This is a genomic window from Cupriavidus basilensis, from assembly GCF_000832305.1.
Classification (GTDB): Bacteria; Pseudomonadota; Gammaproteobacteria; order Burkholderiales; family Burkholderiaceae; genus Cupriavidus; species Cupriavidus basilensis_F.
Genome location: NZ_CP010536.1, coordinates 2,983,101 through 2,998,765, shown reverse-complemented (window position 1 = coordinate 2,998,765; position 15,665 = coordinate 2,983,101). Strand labels below are relative to the sequence as shown.

At 64.9% G+C, this 15,665-nt stretch carries 16 protein-coding genes, 1 tRNA gene and 1 pseudogene; 13 read left to right on the top strand and 5 right to left on the bottom strand.

What is annotated here, in order from left to right:
* Positions 1 to 48: 48 nt before the first annotated feature.
* Positions 49 to 1,572, bottom strand: coding sequence for a fumarate hydratase (locus RR42_RS13905; protein WP_043347799.1), 1,524 nt, complete (start codon positions 1,570 to 1,572; stop codon positions 49 to 51).
* Between the two features lie 285 nt (positions 1,573 to 1,857).
* Between RR42_RS13905 and RR42_RS13900 the strand changes: the two genes are divergently transcribed.
* The 3 genes from RR42_RS13900 to RR42_RS13890 all read left to right on the top strand — a co-directional run bounded on the left by RR42_RS13900 (position 1,858) and on the right by RR42_RS13890 (position 4,752).
* Complete coding sequence (locus tag RR42_RS13900; protein WP_043347796.1) at positions 1,858 to 2,655, top strand: hypothetical protein; 798 nt, start codon at positions 1,858 to 1,860, stop codon at positions 2,653 to 2,655.
* A gap of 82 nt (positions 2,656 to 2,737) precedes the next feature.
* Positions 2,738 to 3,490: a response regulator gene (locus RR42_RS13895; RefSeq protein ID WP_043347791.1), complete on the top strand. Its 753-nt coding sequence runs from the start codon at positions 2,738 to 2,740 to the stop codon at positions 3,488 to 3,490.
* Positions 3,487 to 4,752: a sensor histidine kinase gene (locus tag RR42_RS13890; RefSeq protein ID WP_043347787.1), complete on the top strand. Its 1,266-nt coding sequence runs from the start codon at positions 3,487 to 3,489 to the stop codon at positions 4,750 to 4,752. Before RR42_RS13895 ends, RR42_RS13890 begins: the two co-directional genes overlap by 4 nt.
* Positions 4,753 to 4,783: 31 nt before the next feature.
* Here the strand turns inward: RR42_RS13890 and RR42_RS41130 are convergent.
* Positions 4,784 to 4,858, bottom strand: a pseudogene (locus RR42_RS41130) (TIGR00645 family protein); the annotation flags it as partial.
* Between the two features lie 20 nt (positions 4,859 to 4,878).
* On the bottom strand, positions 4,879 to 5,823 hold the full coding sequence (locus RR42_RS13885) for a DMT family transporter (protein WP_043347784.1): 945 nt from the start codon (positions 5,821 to 5,823) through the stop codon (positions 4,879 to 4,881).
* Positions 5,824 to 6,231: 408 nt separating this feature from the next.
* Here RR42_RS13885 and acs point away from each other — a divergent pair, with 408 nt between their 5' ends.
* The 8 genes from acs to RR42_RS13845 all read left to right on the top strand — a co-directional run bounded on the left by acs (position 6,232) and on the right by RR42_RS13845 (position 12,652).
* A complete protein-coding gene (gene acs / locus RR42_RS13880) occupies positions 6,232 to 8,214 on the top strand; it encodes an acetate--CoA ligase (RefSeq protein ID WP_043347780.1) in 1,983 nt (660 codons plus the stop codon).
* A 101-nt stretch (positions 8,215 to 8,315) separates the two neighbouring features.
* A complete protein-coding gene (locus tag RR42_RS13875) occupies positions 8,316 to 10,367 on the top strand; it encodes a VC_2705 family sodium/solute symporter (protein ID WP_043347776.1) in 2,052 nt (683 codons plus the stop codon).
* Between the two features lie 62 nt (positions 10,368 to 10,429).
* Positions 10,430 to 10,519: transfer RNA gene (locus RR42_RS13870), tRNA-Ser, on the top strand.
* Between the two features lie 536 nt (positions 10,520 to 11,055).
* Positions 11,056 to 11,436 (top strand): DUF5594 family protein, encoded by a 381-nt coding sequence (locus RR42_RS13865; protein WP_043347772.1) that lies wholly within the window; start codon positions 11,056 to 11,058, stop codon positions 11,434 to 11,436.
* A 43-nt stretch (positions 11,437 to 11,479) separates the two neighbouring features.
* A complete protein-coding gene (locus RR42_RS13860) occupies positions 11,480 to 11,662 on the top strand; it encodes a hypothetical protein (RefSeq protein WP_043347768.1) in 183 nt (60 codons plus the stop codon).
* Between the two features lie 82 nt (positions 11,663 to 11,744).
* Positions 11,745 to 11,948 carry a hypothetical protein gene (locus RR42_RS13855; RefSeq protein ID WP_043347764.1) on the top strand — a complete coding sequence of 68 codons (204 nt, stop codon included), beginning with the start codon at positions 11,745 to 11,747 and terminating at the stop codon, positions 11,946 to 11,948.
* Between the two features lie 82 nt (positions 11,949 to 12,030).
* Positions 12,031 to 12,249: a hypothetical protein gene (locus RR42_RS13850; protein ID WP_043347761.1), complete on the top strand. Its 219-nt coding sequence runs from the start codon at positions 12,031 to 12,033 to the stop codon at positions 12,247 to 12,249.
* A 118-nt stretch (positions 12,250 to 12,367) separates the two neighbouring features.
* A complete protein-coding gene (locus tag RR42_RS13845; RefSeq protein ID WP_043347757.1) occupies positions 12,368 to 12,652 on the top strand; it encodes a hypothetical protein in 285 nt (94 codons plus the stop codon).
* Between the two features lie 102 nt (positions 12,653 to 12,754).
* Here the strand turns inward: RR42_RS13845 and RR42_RS13840 are convergent, their stop codons facing one another.
* Positions 12,755 to 14,026: a serine hydrolase domain-containing protein gene (locus RR42_RS13840; RefSeq protein WP_144409823.1), complete on the bottom strand. Its 1,272-nt coding sequence runs from the start codon at positions 14,024 to 14,026 to the stop codon at positions 12,755 to 12,757.
* Positions 14,027 to 14,228: 202 nt separating this feature from the next.
* Here RR42_RS13840 and RR42_RS13835 point away from each other — a divergent pair, with 202 nt between their 5' ends.
* Positions 14,229 to 14,456 (top strand): hypothetical protein, encoded by a 228-nt coding sequence (locus tag RR42_RS13835; RefSeq protein ID WP_043352090.1) that lies wholly within the window; start codon positions 14,229 to 14,231, stop codon positions 14,454 to 14,456.
* Between the two features lie 127 nt (positions 14,457 to 14,583).
* Positions 14,584 to 14,868: a hypothetical protein gene (locus RR42_RS13830; RefSeq protein WP_043347749.1), complete on the top strand. Its 285-nt coding sequence runs from the start codon at positions 14,584 to 14,586 to the stop codon at positions 14,866 to 14,868.
* 362 nt (positions 14,869 to 15,230) lie between these two features.
* Here RR42_RS13830 and RR42_RS13825 read toward each other — a convergent pair whose 3' ends face one another.
* A complete protein-coding gene (locus RR42_RS13825) occupies positions 15,231 to 15,617 on the bottom strand; it encodes a hypothetical protein (protein WP_043347745.1) in 387 nt (128 codons plus the stop codon).
* Positions 15,618 to 15,665: the final 48 nt, after the last annotated feature.

Genomic DNA, 15,665 nt, shown 5'->3' with positions numbered 1-15,665 from the left:
GATGACCCGGCTTTTGCAGACAGCATTGCTGTCACGGCGTGGCGCGTGTTACAGCGCAGCGACCGGGATCTTGCCGATCTTGGCTTGCCATTCGGCGGGGCCGGTCTTGTGCACCGAGGTGCCTTCGCTGTCCACGGCCACCGTCACGGGCATGTCCTTGACGTCGAACTCGTAGATGGCTTCCATGCCCAGGTCTTCGAAGCCGACCACCTTGGCGTGCCGGATAGCCTTGGCCACCAGGTAGGCCGCGCCGCCGACTGCCATCAGGTAGGCAGATTTGTGCTTCTTGATGGCCTCGATCGCCACCGGGCCGCGCTCGGCCTTGCCGATCATCGAGATCAGGCCGGTTTCGGCCAGCATCATCTCGGTGAACTTGTCCATGCGGGTAGCGGTGGTGGGACCTGCCGGGCCGACGGCCTCATCGCGCACCGGATCGACCGGGCCCACGTAGTAGATCACGCGGTTGGTGAAGTCCACCGGCAGCTTTTCGCCCTTGGCCAGCATGTCGGCGATGCGCTTGTGCGCGGCGTCGCGGCCGGTCAGCATCTTGCCGTTGAGCAGCAGGGTCTGGCCCGGCTTCCACGAGGCGACTTCCGCCGGCGTCAGCGTGTTCAGGTCGACGCGCTTGGAGGTCTCGGTGTTTGGTGCCCACTCGACCTTCGGCCAGGCCGACAGGTCAGGCGCTTCGAGCTTGGCCGGGCCGCTGCCGTCCAGCGTGAAGTGCACATGGCGGGTGGCCGCGCAGTTCGGGATCATCGCCACCGGCTTGGAGGCAGCGTGGGTGGGGTAGCCCATGATCTTGACGTCCAGCACGGTGGCCAGGCCGCCCAGGCCTTGCGCGCCGATGCCCAGCGCATTGACCTTCTCGTACAGCTCGACGCGCATTTCCTCGATCCAATCCTGCGGGCCGCGAGCGATCACGTCCTGGATGTCGATCGGGTCCATCAGCGATTCCTTGGCCATGACCATGGCCTTCTCGGCGGTGCCGCCGATGCCGATGCCCAGCATGCCCGGCGGGCACCAGCCAGCGCCCATGGTCGGCACGGTCTTGAGCACCCAGTCGACGATGGAGTCGGACGGGTTGAGCATGACGAACTTCGACTTGTTCTCCGAGCCGCCGCCCTTGGCCGCCACCTGGATATCCACCGTGTTGCCCGGCACCACTTCGTAGTGGATCACGGCCGGGGTGTTGTCCTTGGTGTTCTTGCGGCCACCTTCGGGCGGGCTCACGATGGACGCGCGCAGCACGTTGTCCGGGTTGGTGTAGCCGCGGCGCACGCCTTCGTTGATCATGTCCGACAGGCCCATGGTGGCGTCATCCCAGCGCACATCCATGCCAACCTTGACGAAGATCGTCACGATGCCGGTGTCCTGGCAGATCGGGCGCTTGCCTTCAGCGCACATGCGGCTGTTGGTCAGGATCTGCGCGATCGCATCCTTGGCCGCGGGACTCTGCTCCAGCTCATAGGCACGGCCCAGGCTGGTGATGTAGTCCATCGGGTGGTAATAGCTGATGTATTGCAGGGAGTCGGCGACGCTCTGGATGAGGTCTTCTTGTTTGATGACAGTCATTTTTGTGGGGAGGACAGTCGAGGGGAAATTTAGCCCGAAATCATACACCTAGCGAGGGGGAGGTGCCTGATTGCATGCGGCTGTCGACAGGGCCGCAGGTGCGCTTCGCTGCGCACGGCTGGCCGATGCGCGCTTCCTTGCGCGAAGTTCCTCCCCTGCCTGCGACGCTTGCCTTACAGGGCCTTACGGGCGGGTGAAATGGTCCGGATTCCGTTTTCTCCTTGGCGCATGTTCACGGTGGGCCGGCGGTTATCTTGGCATCTCCTCAATAACGGAGATGTGACCATGACCTTGAGCGCAATTGGCAGCAACACGTCGCTGTCCAGCCTTTTCCAGCCGCACTCCACCAGCAAAAGCTGCGGTGGCCAGGATGCGTCCAGTGGCAGCGACACCAGCAACTCGGTCAGCAATCCGGCCGATGCGCTGATGCAGGCACTTCAGCAAACGTTGGCGCAGTTGGGCATCACGACCTCGTCGTCCAGCACGGACAGCTCGACGACCGCGGCGTCCGCCACTTCCGCCGGCACCGCTTCGGGCGCCGCCGCCAGCAACACCACCACCGCGTCCAGCGCGACGGACAGCGCGGATGCCTCCGGCAACGCAGTGCAAGCGTTCGTCGGCGCGCTGTTCCAGGCACTTGCCGCCCAGGCAGCCGGCACCACCGCAAGCCAGGGCACGAGCGCTGCTACCACCGCTACCACCACCGCCGCCAGCACGACCTACAGCACCGTAGCCAGCGCGACCGGCACCGATGCTGCGCAGGCAACCCAATCGCCGGCTGCCGCAACCGGCCATCACCACCATCACCACCACTACCAGAGCGTCAGCTCGGATCTGTCCAGCCTGGCGCAAGAAGCTGGCGCCAGCAGCACTTCATCGAGTGGTGCCAGCTCGGACAGCGCCAGCAACCCGGCGTCAACAACGCTCGCGACCCTCGAGACGGATTTTTCCGCGCTTCAGCAATCCGGTAGCTCTGGATCGCCGGTATCCTTGCAGTCGTTCCTGCAGACGCTCTCGGCCAACCTGCGCAGCGGCAACGGTACGATGAGCACTGTTGGCAACTTCGTTACCACGCAGGCATAAAGAACTACCTGCAAGGGCGTGCCGCTGTTCCCGGTACGCCCTGCGCACGCTGCCCCGGCAGCGTGCGCGCACCTTCACATTCATGACTCCTCACGTGCTTCTCGTCGACGACGACCCCGTCGCCTGTGACCTGCTGTCACGCATCCTGCTATCGAGCGGCATGACGGTGTCGGTGCTGCATGACGGCTACGACTTGTCGCGCCGGCTCACGCAAGAGAGGCCATCGGTGGTGCTGCTCGATATCATGATGCCGCGCAAGGATGGGCTGAGCGCGTTGCAGGAGGTGCGCGCTGGCGGTGACGATGTGCCCATGATTTTCCTGTCGGCGCGCGGCGAGGCCGCCGACCGTGCCGCGGGCCTGGAACTTGGCGCCGACGATTACCTGCCCAAGCCCTTCTGCTCGCGCGAATTGCTGGCGCGGATCCACGCGGTGCTGCGCCGCCGCCCGCAGGCCCCGGGGAGCGCGCCGGAGCAGCGTCACTCTTACAGTTTTGGCCCGTTCGACGTCGATTTTTCCGCCCGCATCCTGACGCGCGACGGCGAGCGGCTGCCTTTGCGCGATACGGAATTCGCCATGCTCAAGGTCTTCACCGGCCACCCGATGAAGGTGCTTTCGCGCGCCCGGCTGCACGACCGTCTCTATGGCTCCGACATGCATTTTCGCGACCGCAGCCTGGATGTGCCGGCCTGGCGCTTGCGCCGCGTGATCGAGGAGGATCCATCCGTGCCTCGTTACATCCAGACCGTGCGGGGCCGCGGCTACGTCTTCGTCCCCGGGCTCGACACGTTCTGCGCCGAAGAAGCCGACGACCTCGACGAAGCGCCGGACGCATGAAGAATCCGTTCAATACGCTGTTTGGGCGCATGGCGGTGCTATCCGTCTCCGTGCTCGTCATTGTCCATCTGGGCTGGACCGCGCTGATGTTTCACCTGCGCCCGCATGGCCAGGCGGACGGCATGGCACGGGGCATCGTGCTGGCGCTGGGCACGCTCGACGGGAGGCCGGGCGCCGGCGCGGAGCGCAATCCAGGCGCCGCCATCCGGCTTGCCGCCCTTGGCACCGAGCCCGCCGCCGGCCCGTTGCCAGAGCATGGGCCCTTGCGCCATCTGCTGCGCGAACTTCGGCAAGGGCTTCCGGCGGGGTCGGAGCTGCGAGTGGACCAGGCATGGCCGCCGCACCTGTGGGCGCGCCTTCCCGGGCAGTCCCGCTGGGCGGTCATGGCACTGGACATGCGGCCGCCGCCATTGCCGCCGTTCGTCTTTGAAACCACGGGCATGCTGGTCGCGGCGATCCTGCTGTCCCTGTTCGTGGCATGGCAGATGCAGCGCCCGATCGCCCGCGTGGCCGGTGCCGCGCGCGAGCTTGGCAATGGCGGGAGCGCGGCGCTGATTCCGGTGACGGGCCCGTCCGAGTTGCGCTATCTGGCCGAGTCCTTCAACGACATGATGCGCAGGCAGGCGGAGAGCCGCGAGAACCAGGCGGTCATGCTTGCCGGCGTGGCGCACGACCTGAAGTCGCCGCTGACCCGGCTGCGCCTGCGCGCCGACGTGCTCGCGGACACCGCTGAGCGCGGTGGCTTTGTGCAGGACATCGACTCGATCACGCATATCGTCAACCAGTTCCTGGAGTACGCGAACGAGAGTCCCGACCCCGGCCCGGCCATCGAAGTCGATGCCTTCCTGCGCCAGCAGTTTTCCGGCGCGTTGTTTCAGTTGCGCCTGGACGCCGGACCGCGGTTCGTGTTGCCGCGCACGCTGGTGGACCGGATGGTCACCAACCTGGTGGACAACGCGCTGGAGTACGGCATGCCGCCGATCCAGATCGAGACCCGGCTGGAGGGCGAGCACTGGCATATCGTGATACGCGACCATGGCGAGGGCATGCCGGATGCGCAGGTCGAGGTGGCGATGCGTCCATTCGCGCGGCTGGATACCTCGCGCGGCGGCGACGGCCATTGTGGCCTTGGGCTGGCGATCGTCAGCCGCCTGGTGGAGCGCATGGGGGGCAAATGCCTCGCTCGCAATGCGCCCGGGGGCGGTTTCCAGGTTTGCCTCGTGCTGCCCGCGCCGCAACCACCAGAGCATCCGGTGGCATGAAGCGCTGGCCGCCGGGATGCGCGGGATGAGAAACCAGGCTGGAGATCATCACCACATCGATCAGGCCGAGCACCACCAGCATGAACTTGGTTTCGTCGTACTCGGTGGCGCTTTGCCCGCTCGGGGCTAGTCGGCGTTGCGCGCCCCTGTCCTGCTGGCGCGCCACGCGCGGCGGGCCAGCGGTCCGGGCCAGCTCGCCAGCGCGATGCCGGCCAGCACACAGGCGAGCGCCACGCCGTGCGGCCAGCCCGGCGTCTCCCCGAGGAACACGATGCCGTAGGTGGCGGCCGCGATCGGCAGCACCGCGGTGAACACGCCCGCCATCTGTGCAGGCACATGGCGCACGCCTTTCATCCACAGCCAGAACGAGAAGATGCTGGCCGACAGCGCATACCAGAGCACCATCCACCATATGCTAGCCGGAACCGATGCCATGTCGAAATGCAGCAGCGGCATCAGGCCCAGTGGCAGCATCAGCAGCCCGCCGATCAAGTGCGTATAGGCGCAGATCTCGATGGCCGCCAGGGTTTGCGCCAGCCGCCGCGAGAGGATCACGTAGATCGATTCGCAGATCACCGCGCCCATGATCATCAGGTTACCGAGCAGCGCATGCTCGCCGCCGACATCGGCACCGCCGCTGCCGCCGTGGTCCGTGCCCCGCGCCACGTTCAGCACCGCGATGCCCGCCACCGCCAGCAAGACCGAGAACACGGTACGCCGCGATAGCCGTTCGCGCAGGATCAGCCACGAGAGCAGGGCTACGGTCGCCGGGATGGTGCTGGTGATCACGCCCGCTGCCATGGCGCTGGTCAGCCGTACGCCGCCCAGCATCAGCAGCGTGAACAGGAACGTGCCGAAAAAGGCTTGCAGGAAGAGGTTGAGCCATTCCCCGCGTGAGACGGCGCGCATGCGCGCGGGGCGGTACCAGGGCGCCAGGCACACGATGGCGATGGCGAAGCGCAGCAGCGCGAACAGCAGGATCGGTACGTAAGCGACGATGGCCTTGCCCAGCCCGACGTTGCTGCCGACGAGGGCCATTGAGGCAATCAGGAGGAGGGCGTGGATGGGCACGGGGTCTGGGTGGCGGCGCTGTTTGGTCGGGATCTGGCGGCTTCCGGCCGGGTTCCGGCCCGGTACTGGCCGCGATTTGGAGAGGACTCGGCGACGATTTGGCGACGATTTGGCAAGTAATGGCCGGTGCCTCGCGGTGGCGCATCGCGCTGAGCACGTCTGCCGGCCAAGGTCCGCAATGCCGCAGCGCCGCGTTCGGGATAGGGCTCGCGGCATTATAGCTGTGCTAGCCTAATGGAGAAGGCTGCACATCCTTACCCGTGTCCGGCCGTTATCCATGGTGCGCCGCAGCAGCCGGCGCACGGGTGGCGGCGTTCGAGCGGGTTGGGTTTGGCAGCGTCAGGTTTAAGTAAGCCGTCGAGCGTAAGTTCGCAGCCAGGCAGCCACGCTATATCAGGAGACAAACAAATGTCCGCCATCGAGTCCGTGATGCAGGAGCATCGCATTTTCAATCCCCCGGAGTCGTTTGCCAAGCAAGCCGCGATCCCCAGCATGGAGGCTTACCAGGCTTTGTGCGACGAGGCCGAGCGCGACTACGAGGGTTTCTGGGCGCGTCACGCCCGCGAGCAACTGCACTGGACCAAGCCCTTCACCAAGGTGCTGGACGAGAGCAATGCGCCGTTTTACAAGTGGTTCGAGGACGGCGAGCTCAATGCCTCCTTTAACTGCCTGGACCGCAACCTGGACAACGGCAATGCCGAGAAGGTAGCCATTGTCTTCGAGGCCGACGACGGCACCGTTACCAGGGTCACCTATCGCCAGTTGCATGCCAAGGTGTGCCAGTTTGCCAACGGCCTCAAGGCGCTGGGCATCAGGAAGGGCGACCGCGTCGTCATCTACATGCCGATGTCCGTCGAGGGCGTCGTCGCCATGCAAGCCTGCGCGCGCCTTGGCGCCACGCACTCGGTGGTGTTCGGCGGATTCTCCGCCAAGTCGCTGCAAGAGCGGCTGGTCGACGTGGGCGCGGTGGCGCTGATCACCGCAGACGAGCAGATGCGCGGCGGCAAGGCGCTGCCGCTCAAGGCCATCGCCGATGAAGCGCTGGCGCTGGGCGGCTGCGAAGCCGTGAAGAGCGTGATCGTGTACCGCCGCACGGGCGGCAAGGTCAACTGGGCCGAAGGCCGCGACCGCTGGATGGACGATGTTGCCGCTGGCCAGCCGCAGACCTGCGAGGCCGAGCCCGTCAGCGCCGAGCATCCGCTGTTCGTGCTCTACACCTCGGGCTCAACCGGCAAGCCCAAGGGCGTGCAGCACAGCACCGGCGGCTACCTGCTGTGGGCGCTGATGACGATGAAATGGAGCTTCGACATCAAGCCCGACGACATGTTCTGGTGTACCGCCGATATCGGCTGGGTCACCGGGCACACCTACATCGCCTACGGCCCGCTGGCCGCCGGCGCCACGCAGGTGGTGTTCGAAGGGGTGCCCACTTATCCCAACGCCGGCCGCTTCTGGGACATGATCGCGCGCCACAAGGTCAGCATCTTCTACACCGCGCCGACCGCGATCCGCTCGCTGATCAAGGCGGCCGAGGCCGACGAGAAGATCCATCCCAGGCAATACGACCTGTCCAGCCTGCGCCTGCTGGGCACGGTGGGCGAGCCCATCAACCCCGAAGCGTGGATGTGGTACTACCAGAATATCGGCGGCGAGCGCTGCCCGGTGGTCGACACCTTCTGGCAGACCGAGACCGGCGGCCACATGATCACGCCGCTGCCGGGCGCCACGCCGCTGGTGCCGGGCTCGTGCACCTTGCCGCTGCCGGGTATCATCGCGGCCATCGTTGACGAGACAGGGCAGGACGTGCCGAACGGCAGCGGCGGCATCCTGGTGGTCAAGCGGCCGTGGCCTTCGATGATCCGCACCATCTGGGGCGACCCGGAGCGCTTCAAGAAGAGCTATTTCCCGGAAGAACTCGGCGGCAAGCTGTACCTTGCCGGCGACGGCTCGATCCGCGACAAGGAGACCGGCTACTTCACCATCATGGGCCGTATCGACGACGTGCTCAACGTCTCGGGCCACCGCATGGGCACGATGGAAATCGAGTCCGCGCTGGTCTCCAACCCGATAGTGGCGGAAGCCGCCGTGGTGGGCCGCCCGGACGACATGACCGGCGAGGCCATCTGCGCCTTCGTGGTGCTCAAGCGCTCCCGCCCGAACGAGGAAGAGGCCAAACAGATCGCCGCCGATCTGCGCAACTGGGTGGGCAAGGAGATTGGCCCGATCGCCAAGCCCCGTGACATCCGCTTTGGCGACAACCTGCCCAAGACGCGTTCCGGCAAGATCATGCGGCGCCTGTTGCGCTCGCTGGCCAAGAACGAAGAAATCACCCAGGACACGTCCACCCTGGAAAACCCCGCCATCCTGGAGCAGTTGAAGCAGGCACAATAACGCGATGACGCGATAACGCAGTCATCCGCCCCTGCCGGCACGCCTTGCGCATGCCGGCAGGTTGCTTGCTCGCCCACCCCGGCTGCCCAACCACTGCTCCCATGCCTGATGAACAGTCGCGCTTTCGCCGACGGCTGCTGCTGTACTACGGCTTGTTCACGATAGGCCTGTTTGTCTTTATCGGCATGATGGGCCTGCTGGAGCATTCCAGCGGCGATGCGCTCTGGCTCGGTTACGTCTTCCTGTTCGTCACCATCGCCATTTATGCGTGCATCGGGCTGATCTGCCGCACCTCCGACCTCAATGAATACTATGTAGCAGGCCGGCGCGTGCCCGCGCTGTTCAACGGCATGGCGATCGCGGCCGACTGGATGAGCGCGGCATCCTTCATCGGCCTGGCCGGCATCCTGTTCGCCTCGGGCTACGAAGGGCTGGCCTACGTGATGGGCTGGACCGGCGGCTATTGCCTGGTTGCGTTCTTGCTCGCGCCCTACCTGCGCAAGTACGGCGGCTACACCATCCCCGACTTCCTCGCCGCACGCTATGGCAATGGCAAGCCCGGCGGCAACATGCCGGTGCGCGCGATTGCCGTGATGGCGGCGTCGCTATGTTCCTTCGTCTATCTGGTGGCACAGATCCAGGGGGTAGGGCTGATCGTCACGCGCTTTATCGGCGTGGAGTTCGCGGTCGGCGTGTTCTTCGGCCTGGCCGGCATCCTGGTGTGCTCCTTCCTTGGCGGCATGCGCGCGGTGACGTGGACCCAGGTCGCGCAATACATCATGCTGATCGCGGCCTTCCTGGTCACGGTCTCGATGATCGCGTGGAAGCACCATCACGAAGCGCTGCCGCAACTGAGCTATGGCACGCTGCTGCAGCAGCTCGACACGCGCGAGCGCAGCATCGAGCGCGACCCGGCCGAGCAGGCCGTGCGCGAGTACTACCGCCAGCAGGCCATCCAGATGCAGGACCGCATCTCGCGGCTGCCGCAATCGTTCGATGAGGAGCGCAATGCGCTGTCCGCGCGCCTGCAGGAGCTGCGCTTGCGAAACGCACCGCTGCGCGAGATCAAGACGGTGGAGCGCGAACGGGTCGAGTTTCCGCGCGACATAGCGGCGGCCCAGCAGCAATGGAACCAGCAGCGCGAAGAAGCCCTGGCGCGCAGCCAGCCTTCCACGCCGTCGACCGAGCCCTATCCGTCGCCCTCGGAGGCGGAGCGCAAGACCAAACGGTTGAACTTCGTGCTGCTGGTGTTCTGCCTGATGCTGGGCACCGCTAGCCTGCCACACATCCTGACGCGGCTCTACACCACACCCTCGGTCAAGGAGTCGCGCAACTCGGTGGCGTGGGCGGTGTTTTTCATTGCGCTGCTCTACGTCTCCGCACCGGCGCTGGCGGCGCTGGTCAAGTACGAGTTCTTCCAGCACCTGGTTGGCACGCCATACGCGGAACTGCCGCAGTGGGTGGTGCAGTGGCGCAAGGTCGATCCGCCGGTGTTCGGCATTCGTGATGTGAACGGCGACGGCATCGTGCAGTGGGCGGAGATCCTCATCCAGCCCGACATGATCGTGCTGGCCGCACCGGAAATCGCGGGCTTGCCTTACGTGATCTCGGGCCTGGTTGCCGCGGGCGCGCTGGCGGCCGCGCTATCCACCGCCGATGGCCTGCTGCTCACCATTGCCAACGCGCTGTCGCACGACGTTTTCTATCACATGGGCGACCGCACCGCGAGTCACCAGCGGCGTGTCACCACAGCCAAGATCGTGCTGCTGGGCGTGGCGCTGTTTGCCTCTTACGTCACCTCGCTGCGTCCGGGCAATATTCTCTTTCTCGTCGGCGCGGCCTTCTCGCTGGCCGCGTCCAGTTTCTTCCCGGTGCTGGTGCTGGCGATCTTCTGGCGCCGCACCACGGCTGCGGGCGCGGTGGCAGGCATGGTGGCCGGACTCGGTGTTGCGGTCTACTATATCTTCGTCAACTACCCGTTCTTTACGCGCATGACCGGCATTTTCGGCAATCGCTGGTTCGGCGTGGACCCGATCGCTTCCGGCGCATTCGGCGTGCCCGCCGGCTTTGCCGTGGCCATCCTGGTCAGCCTGCTGACGCCGCGCAACGCCCCGGTGATCGACCGCCTGGTGACGTACTTGCGACGCGGATAGGGCCTTCGATCACGAAACACTAGATTTGCGAAACAACACTCTGATATACTCGTGGACTTGCTGGAGAGATGGATGAGTGGTTTAAGTCGCACGCCTGGAAAGCGTGTATAGGTTAATACCTATCCGGGGTTCGAATCCCCGTCTCTCCGCCAGAACAACGGAAAAAGCCCTTGATTTTCAAGGGCTTTTTCTATTTCCGGGAGAGGTTCTGGAGCAGCGAGGTTCGGGAGCAGCGCGCGCATATTGGCGTATTGCGGTGTATCGCGCCCTGGCATGGGCGGACTTCCCACGCATAAAAAAAGCACCTGTATCAGGTGCTTTTTCATTTCCCGCGGTTGAAGGGGGGAGGGGACCGAACCGGGTCGGCAAACTCATTGGGATCCGGTTCGGACTTGCAAGCCTAATCGGCTTGCTCGATCTCACTGCCATATTGGCCAGAGGATCATCTGCCACTTACCTTCGCTTTGCTACTGCGTGTCTCAGTCGGCAGGACTCCAGTATAGGTCAGCAGAAGTCGGGGTCAACCTGAGTTTAATGGCGGGATGCTGATGGGTCTCATGGACGGTTTTTGCCGGCGAGTCATCGTGCTTGTGAGTTCTGCTGCACGTGGCGATCCGCGGGTGTTCCCGATGCCGTCGCGGCAAACGCGCCGTGCTACGATCGATAAAAAATCGGGATGAGACACACAGTGAGCCAAGACATTGCAGCGCGTTTCAATGCGGAGTTCGCCCCGCGGATTGCGCAGACGATCGCGGAATTGTTCAAGCGCCGCATTCACGTCGAGGTGGTGCCGGATGAGAGGCCTGGCCGCGCTGCGCGCGTCCGCCTTTGCGGCGAGCCGTTCGATGAGCCGCGGCGGTTCGCGCAGCCATTGAACGTTTACCTGTCGTGGGACGGCCTCGAGGTGGAAGCGCTGTTCGCCGCCGGTGGCGCGGAAAAATTCGAGCACTATCTCGCGGCCCTGCCGGGCAAGATGCGCGCGTGGCAAACGCCCCGGCAGATCGACTTCGGGACACGTTCGCAGGCAGATCCTACCGTGCTGCTTGGCGGGCTGGATTTCGAGCATTGAGACTGAGCCGTTCTGGCATTCTCACCGCAACCCCTGCGGCCCTTTGCACGTTTCACACCAGATCCATCAGCCGCGGCGCGACTTCCAGTCCGCCGGCATCAAGCTGCAGCACGTGCCGTACAAGGGCAGCGCCCCGGTGGTGGGCAAGCGCAACGCGGCGTTTTACGCCAAGCTTGGCCTGACGCCGGCCGATCTGGAAACGCTGCACGAATTGCGGGTGGTCTGACAAGCGCGGCGTGCCGGCGCTGCGGCAGCCTCATGCGCAACTCGTGCTACAGTGGCCCGATCCGATTCTCCGGAGGAGCATCATGGCTAAGGATTCCACGCCGCATCTTCAGGCAATTGTCCAGACAGCGCCGCAGGCCGGACGCTATGTGTGGGTGATCACGCTGGTCGATTTCGCCGCGCAGATGGTCAAGCGCACCATTGTTTCGGACGATACCTTCACCACCTCGGACGCGGCGCGCGTGGCTGGCGACGCGCAGCTCAAGGCGATGGCGGCGGATAAGTAGCCGCTACGCGTGCCATGGAAAGGCGCTGCATTGGCACTGCCGGCCCGCTTGCTGACTGCATGCGCAAGACGCGGGAGCGACGATGAGCATGTGCGAGGCTTGTGCGCAGATACGGCCCGGCTCGACCGGTGGCACGGGGCATCCCAGGCTGCTTCTGACGGATACGCAGCGCATCAAGCCGCGTGGCCGGCCCGCGATCACCTTTGCCACCTACACCTGTGCCGACTGCGGCTGCCGCTGGCGCCATGAGAGCGACAAGAACGGCAAGGGGCCGGGTTGGTCGATACAGCCGGCAGACTGACGCGGCCTGAATTTGCCTGAGAGCATTCCCGCCACCGCCTGGCAACAGGGCGGGGCGAATCCGTGGAGGCGCGGCACCGGCCGCATCCACCCATCCATCATCGACAGGGGAGCGCAAGTTGGACACTGGACCTTTCACCCGCTACAAAGGCTTCGATCTCTACCCGCTGATCTATCGTCACCAGGCGGAACGTACCTGGCCCGAGCGCCGGCCGGATCGCAGCTTCAACGCGTCGGTGGTGATCTGTCGCGAAGGGCATGAGCCGGGGACCGAGCGCTCGCGCGTGTTTCGCCTCAGCGCCGCGCCCTGGGACAATATCGGCACCGCGCGGCGCGGCGCCGTGAAATTCGGCGAGGACATCATCAACGGTCTGGTGCCGGGCGAGTCCGTTGCTGCGCTGTAGGGCGCCTTGGGGGAGGGCTGTCAGGCGCGGCAGGGCATGCCAGCCGCAGTGGCAGCGGGCGGCCACCGCGGCGCTTCATCACGGCGCCATGGCGTTATGACGTCATGGGATCATGGCGCTGTACACCGTGTTCCTGAACCACGCACGGTAATACTCGCGCTGCCCCGGCGCCTGCATCATCCAGATCGCCACGGTCTTTTCCTTCGGGTCGACCCAGAAGTAGGTGCCCCCGACCCCGCCCCAGTAGTAGTCCCCGACCGATCCCGGCGTGGCCGATTCGCCGGTGCCCGTGCGTGTGCCGAACCCCAGGCCAAAGCCATAGCCCGGCCCCGGGAGGTAGGCAGCTCCGCGCGCCAGGGAACGGGCACCCACGATGCCAAGGTGGTCGGCCGTCATGTAGGCGACCGTCTTGGGCGATAGCAGGCGCACCCCGTCGATCTCGCCACCATTGAGCAGCATCTGGGCAAAGCGGAAGTAGTCGGCTGCGGTCGACACCAGGCCGCCGCCGCCCGATTCAAGCCTCGGGGCGCGGCGTACGTTGATCAGCCCGACCGGTACCTTGCTGTCGGGATCGACGGCAAAGGGTTCCGCAATGCGGCCTTGCTGTGCCGGCGGAACCCAGAAACCGGTGTCCTTCATCTGCAATGGCGTAAAGATCCGCTGCTGCAGATGTGTGGCCAGCGTCTGGCCCGACACGCGCTCGAGCAGGGCGCCCAGGACATCGGTGGAGCGGCTGTATTCCCAAGTGGTGCCGGGCTGGAACTGCAGCGGTACCTTGGCCAGACGCGCGATGAACTCGGTATTGGTTTGCTCGGTGGCATCCACATCCAGCCGCTTGTATTCCTCCTTGACAAGCGACTTGCCGAACACGCCGTAGGTCAGGCCGGACGTGTGGCGCAGCAGGTCCTGCACGGTCATTTCGCGATGGGCGGGCACCAGTTCCAGCACGGGCTTGCCGGCAGCGTCGGTCTTCTCCACGCCAACGCGCAGGTTCTTGAGCTCGGGCAGGTACTTCGACACCGGGTCGGCCAACTGGATGCGGCCGTCCTCGACCATCATCATGACTGCCACCGAGACGATCGGCTTGCTCATCGAGTAGATGCGGAAAATCGAGTCCGGGCGCATCGGCACCTTGCCCGCCGCGTCCTGCCAGCCAATGGTCTGCGTGCTGACGATGCTGCCGTTGCGGGCCACCAGGTAGACGGCGCCGGGAATGCGCCCTTGCGCGACATCGGCACGCACGCGTGCGCTCATGCTGTCGAGTTGCGTGGCGGAGAAGCCGGTCGTGAGCGGTGCGGTATTTTGCGTGTTGGCCGGGGCTGCGCAGGCGGCCAGCAGTGCGACCGCTAGCGCTGGCAAAGTGCTACGTATCATTTGTCTCATCCTTTGTCTTATCGTTGTCTTGGCAATGTCTTATCGATGCGGCATCGGTGTGGCACCGATGTGGCATCGGGAAGGGCTCGATTGCGGCAAATGCAAGGCGATCATGGCATGCGGGTTGGCGCGCGTGAATCGAGGCTCACCCGAATCGGGCCGCGCGCCATGCTACGATCCCGACAAATCATCGGAGGTGAAGATGTCAAAACACGTGTTCACTCGCAGCCAGTACCTGGCCATCCTCAATGAAAGCCTGAAGAACGATCCGAGGTGGAAGCCAGGCATGGCCTTTGTCTTTCATCCGCCGGGCGCGGACGAAGCCAGCGCGACCGGTGTCGGATGCACCGGCCCCGACGACGTGCTTCCCGTCTATGCGGAGATCGAGCGGGTGGCGGCGGATCTGATCGAGGTGAGGGAGGCGCGGTAGGGGCTGGCGTGGTGACGCCATGCGGTGCCGGCCAGGCATGCATTGCGTCATGTGCACGACGCAAAGGCAGGCTCTCTCGCCGACCTGCGTACAATACCGCCCCAGACAGACTCTAGCGGAACAAGCCGTGAAAAAAACCGACCTCGAAAAGAACAAAGCGTTGAAGCTCGCAAACAGCCTGAAGCTGTCCGCCGCAGTCCGTGCCGGCCGTGATACCGGCCCGGCCAAGGTTGATCGCCGCGAACAGCGCCGGCTCGACCAGGAGCAAGGCCTGGTGCCGTTTGCGTGCAAGCTGGATGCCGAACTGGTGAAGCGCCTGCAGGCACTGGCACCGGCACATGCCGGTGGCATGAGCGGCCTGCTGAAAGAAGCGCTGGAACGCGGCCTGCCGCAGGAAGACGCGGCAGCCTGATTGCGGCGCGCCGGGCCGGGCGGGCATGAGGCACTGGTTTGTGCCTTTTTGTCCACGCAAACGGTGTGGTGCGCGGGGCCGTAGCAAACAGAAGCAAGCAAAACGCCCGCTGGGTTTCAGCGGGCGTTTTGCTTTTGCCGTTTTGCTTTTGCTATAGGCATGGCCGTTTTTGCACGGTGTCCGGCGGTTTCCGCTTGCGGTGTAGGACTGGGCTGACGGGGCCGGGGAAGGAAAAGACGCGGGGCAGTGTGGTTGCCCGCGGCGAGGCACGCCAGGGCGGAGGGAACGGAGCGGCCGCCGGGGCCGCTCCAGGGGATCACAACCTTCTGGCCGTCATCCCCCCGGGGTGGAGCAAAGGGCGCTCAGTCCTCTTCGCCTTCTTCCGAGTCGAGGAAATCGCGGCGAAGCATCCAGTTTTCGATGGCTTCGTCGCAGATCTTCTTGAGCTTTTGCTTCTCCGGCACTTTGTCGAACAGCTCAAAGTTCACCAGCGCGATGCCGGCGTCGGAGATGTAGAACAGGCGGCCGGGCTCGTCGTAATGCACGATGCGCCCGTCGATGCCGCTTTCCTCGCTGTCGACCGGCATGTCTTCCAGTTCGACCACCCGGCAGGTGAAGCGGGGCGCGCGGGTGTGGGTCAGATATTCAAATTCGTCATGCATGACCTCGCCGCCCTTGGGCGTGAAGATCGCGAAGCCCCAGATAAAGCGGGGCATCGGCAGATCGGACAGATCATCAATCTCGTCCATGGTGTTCTCCCTGATTCGATAACCCGCATTATCGCTCGGCCAGGGCGC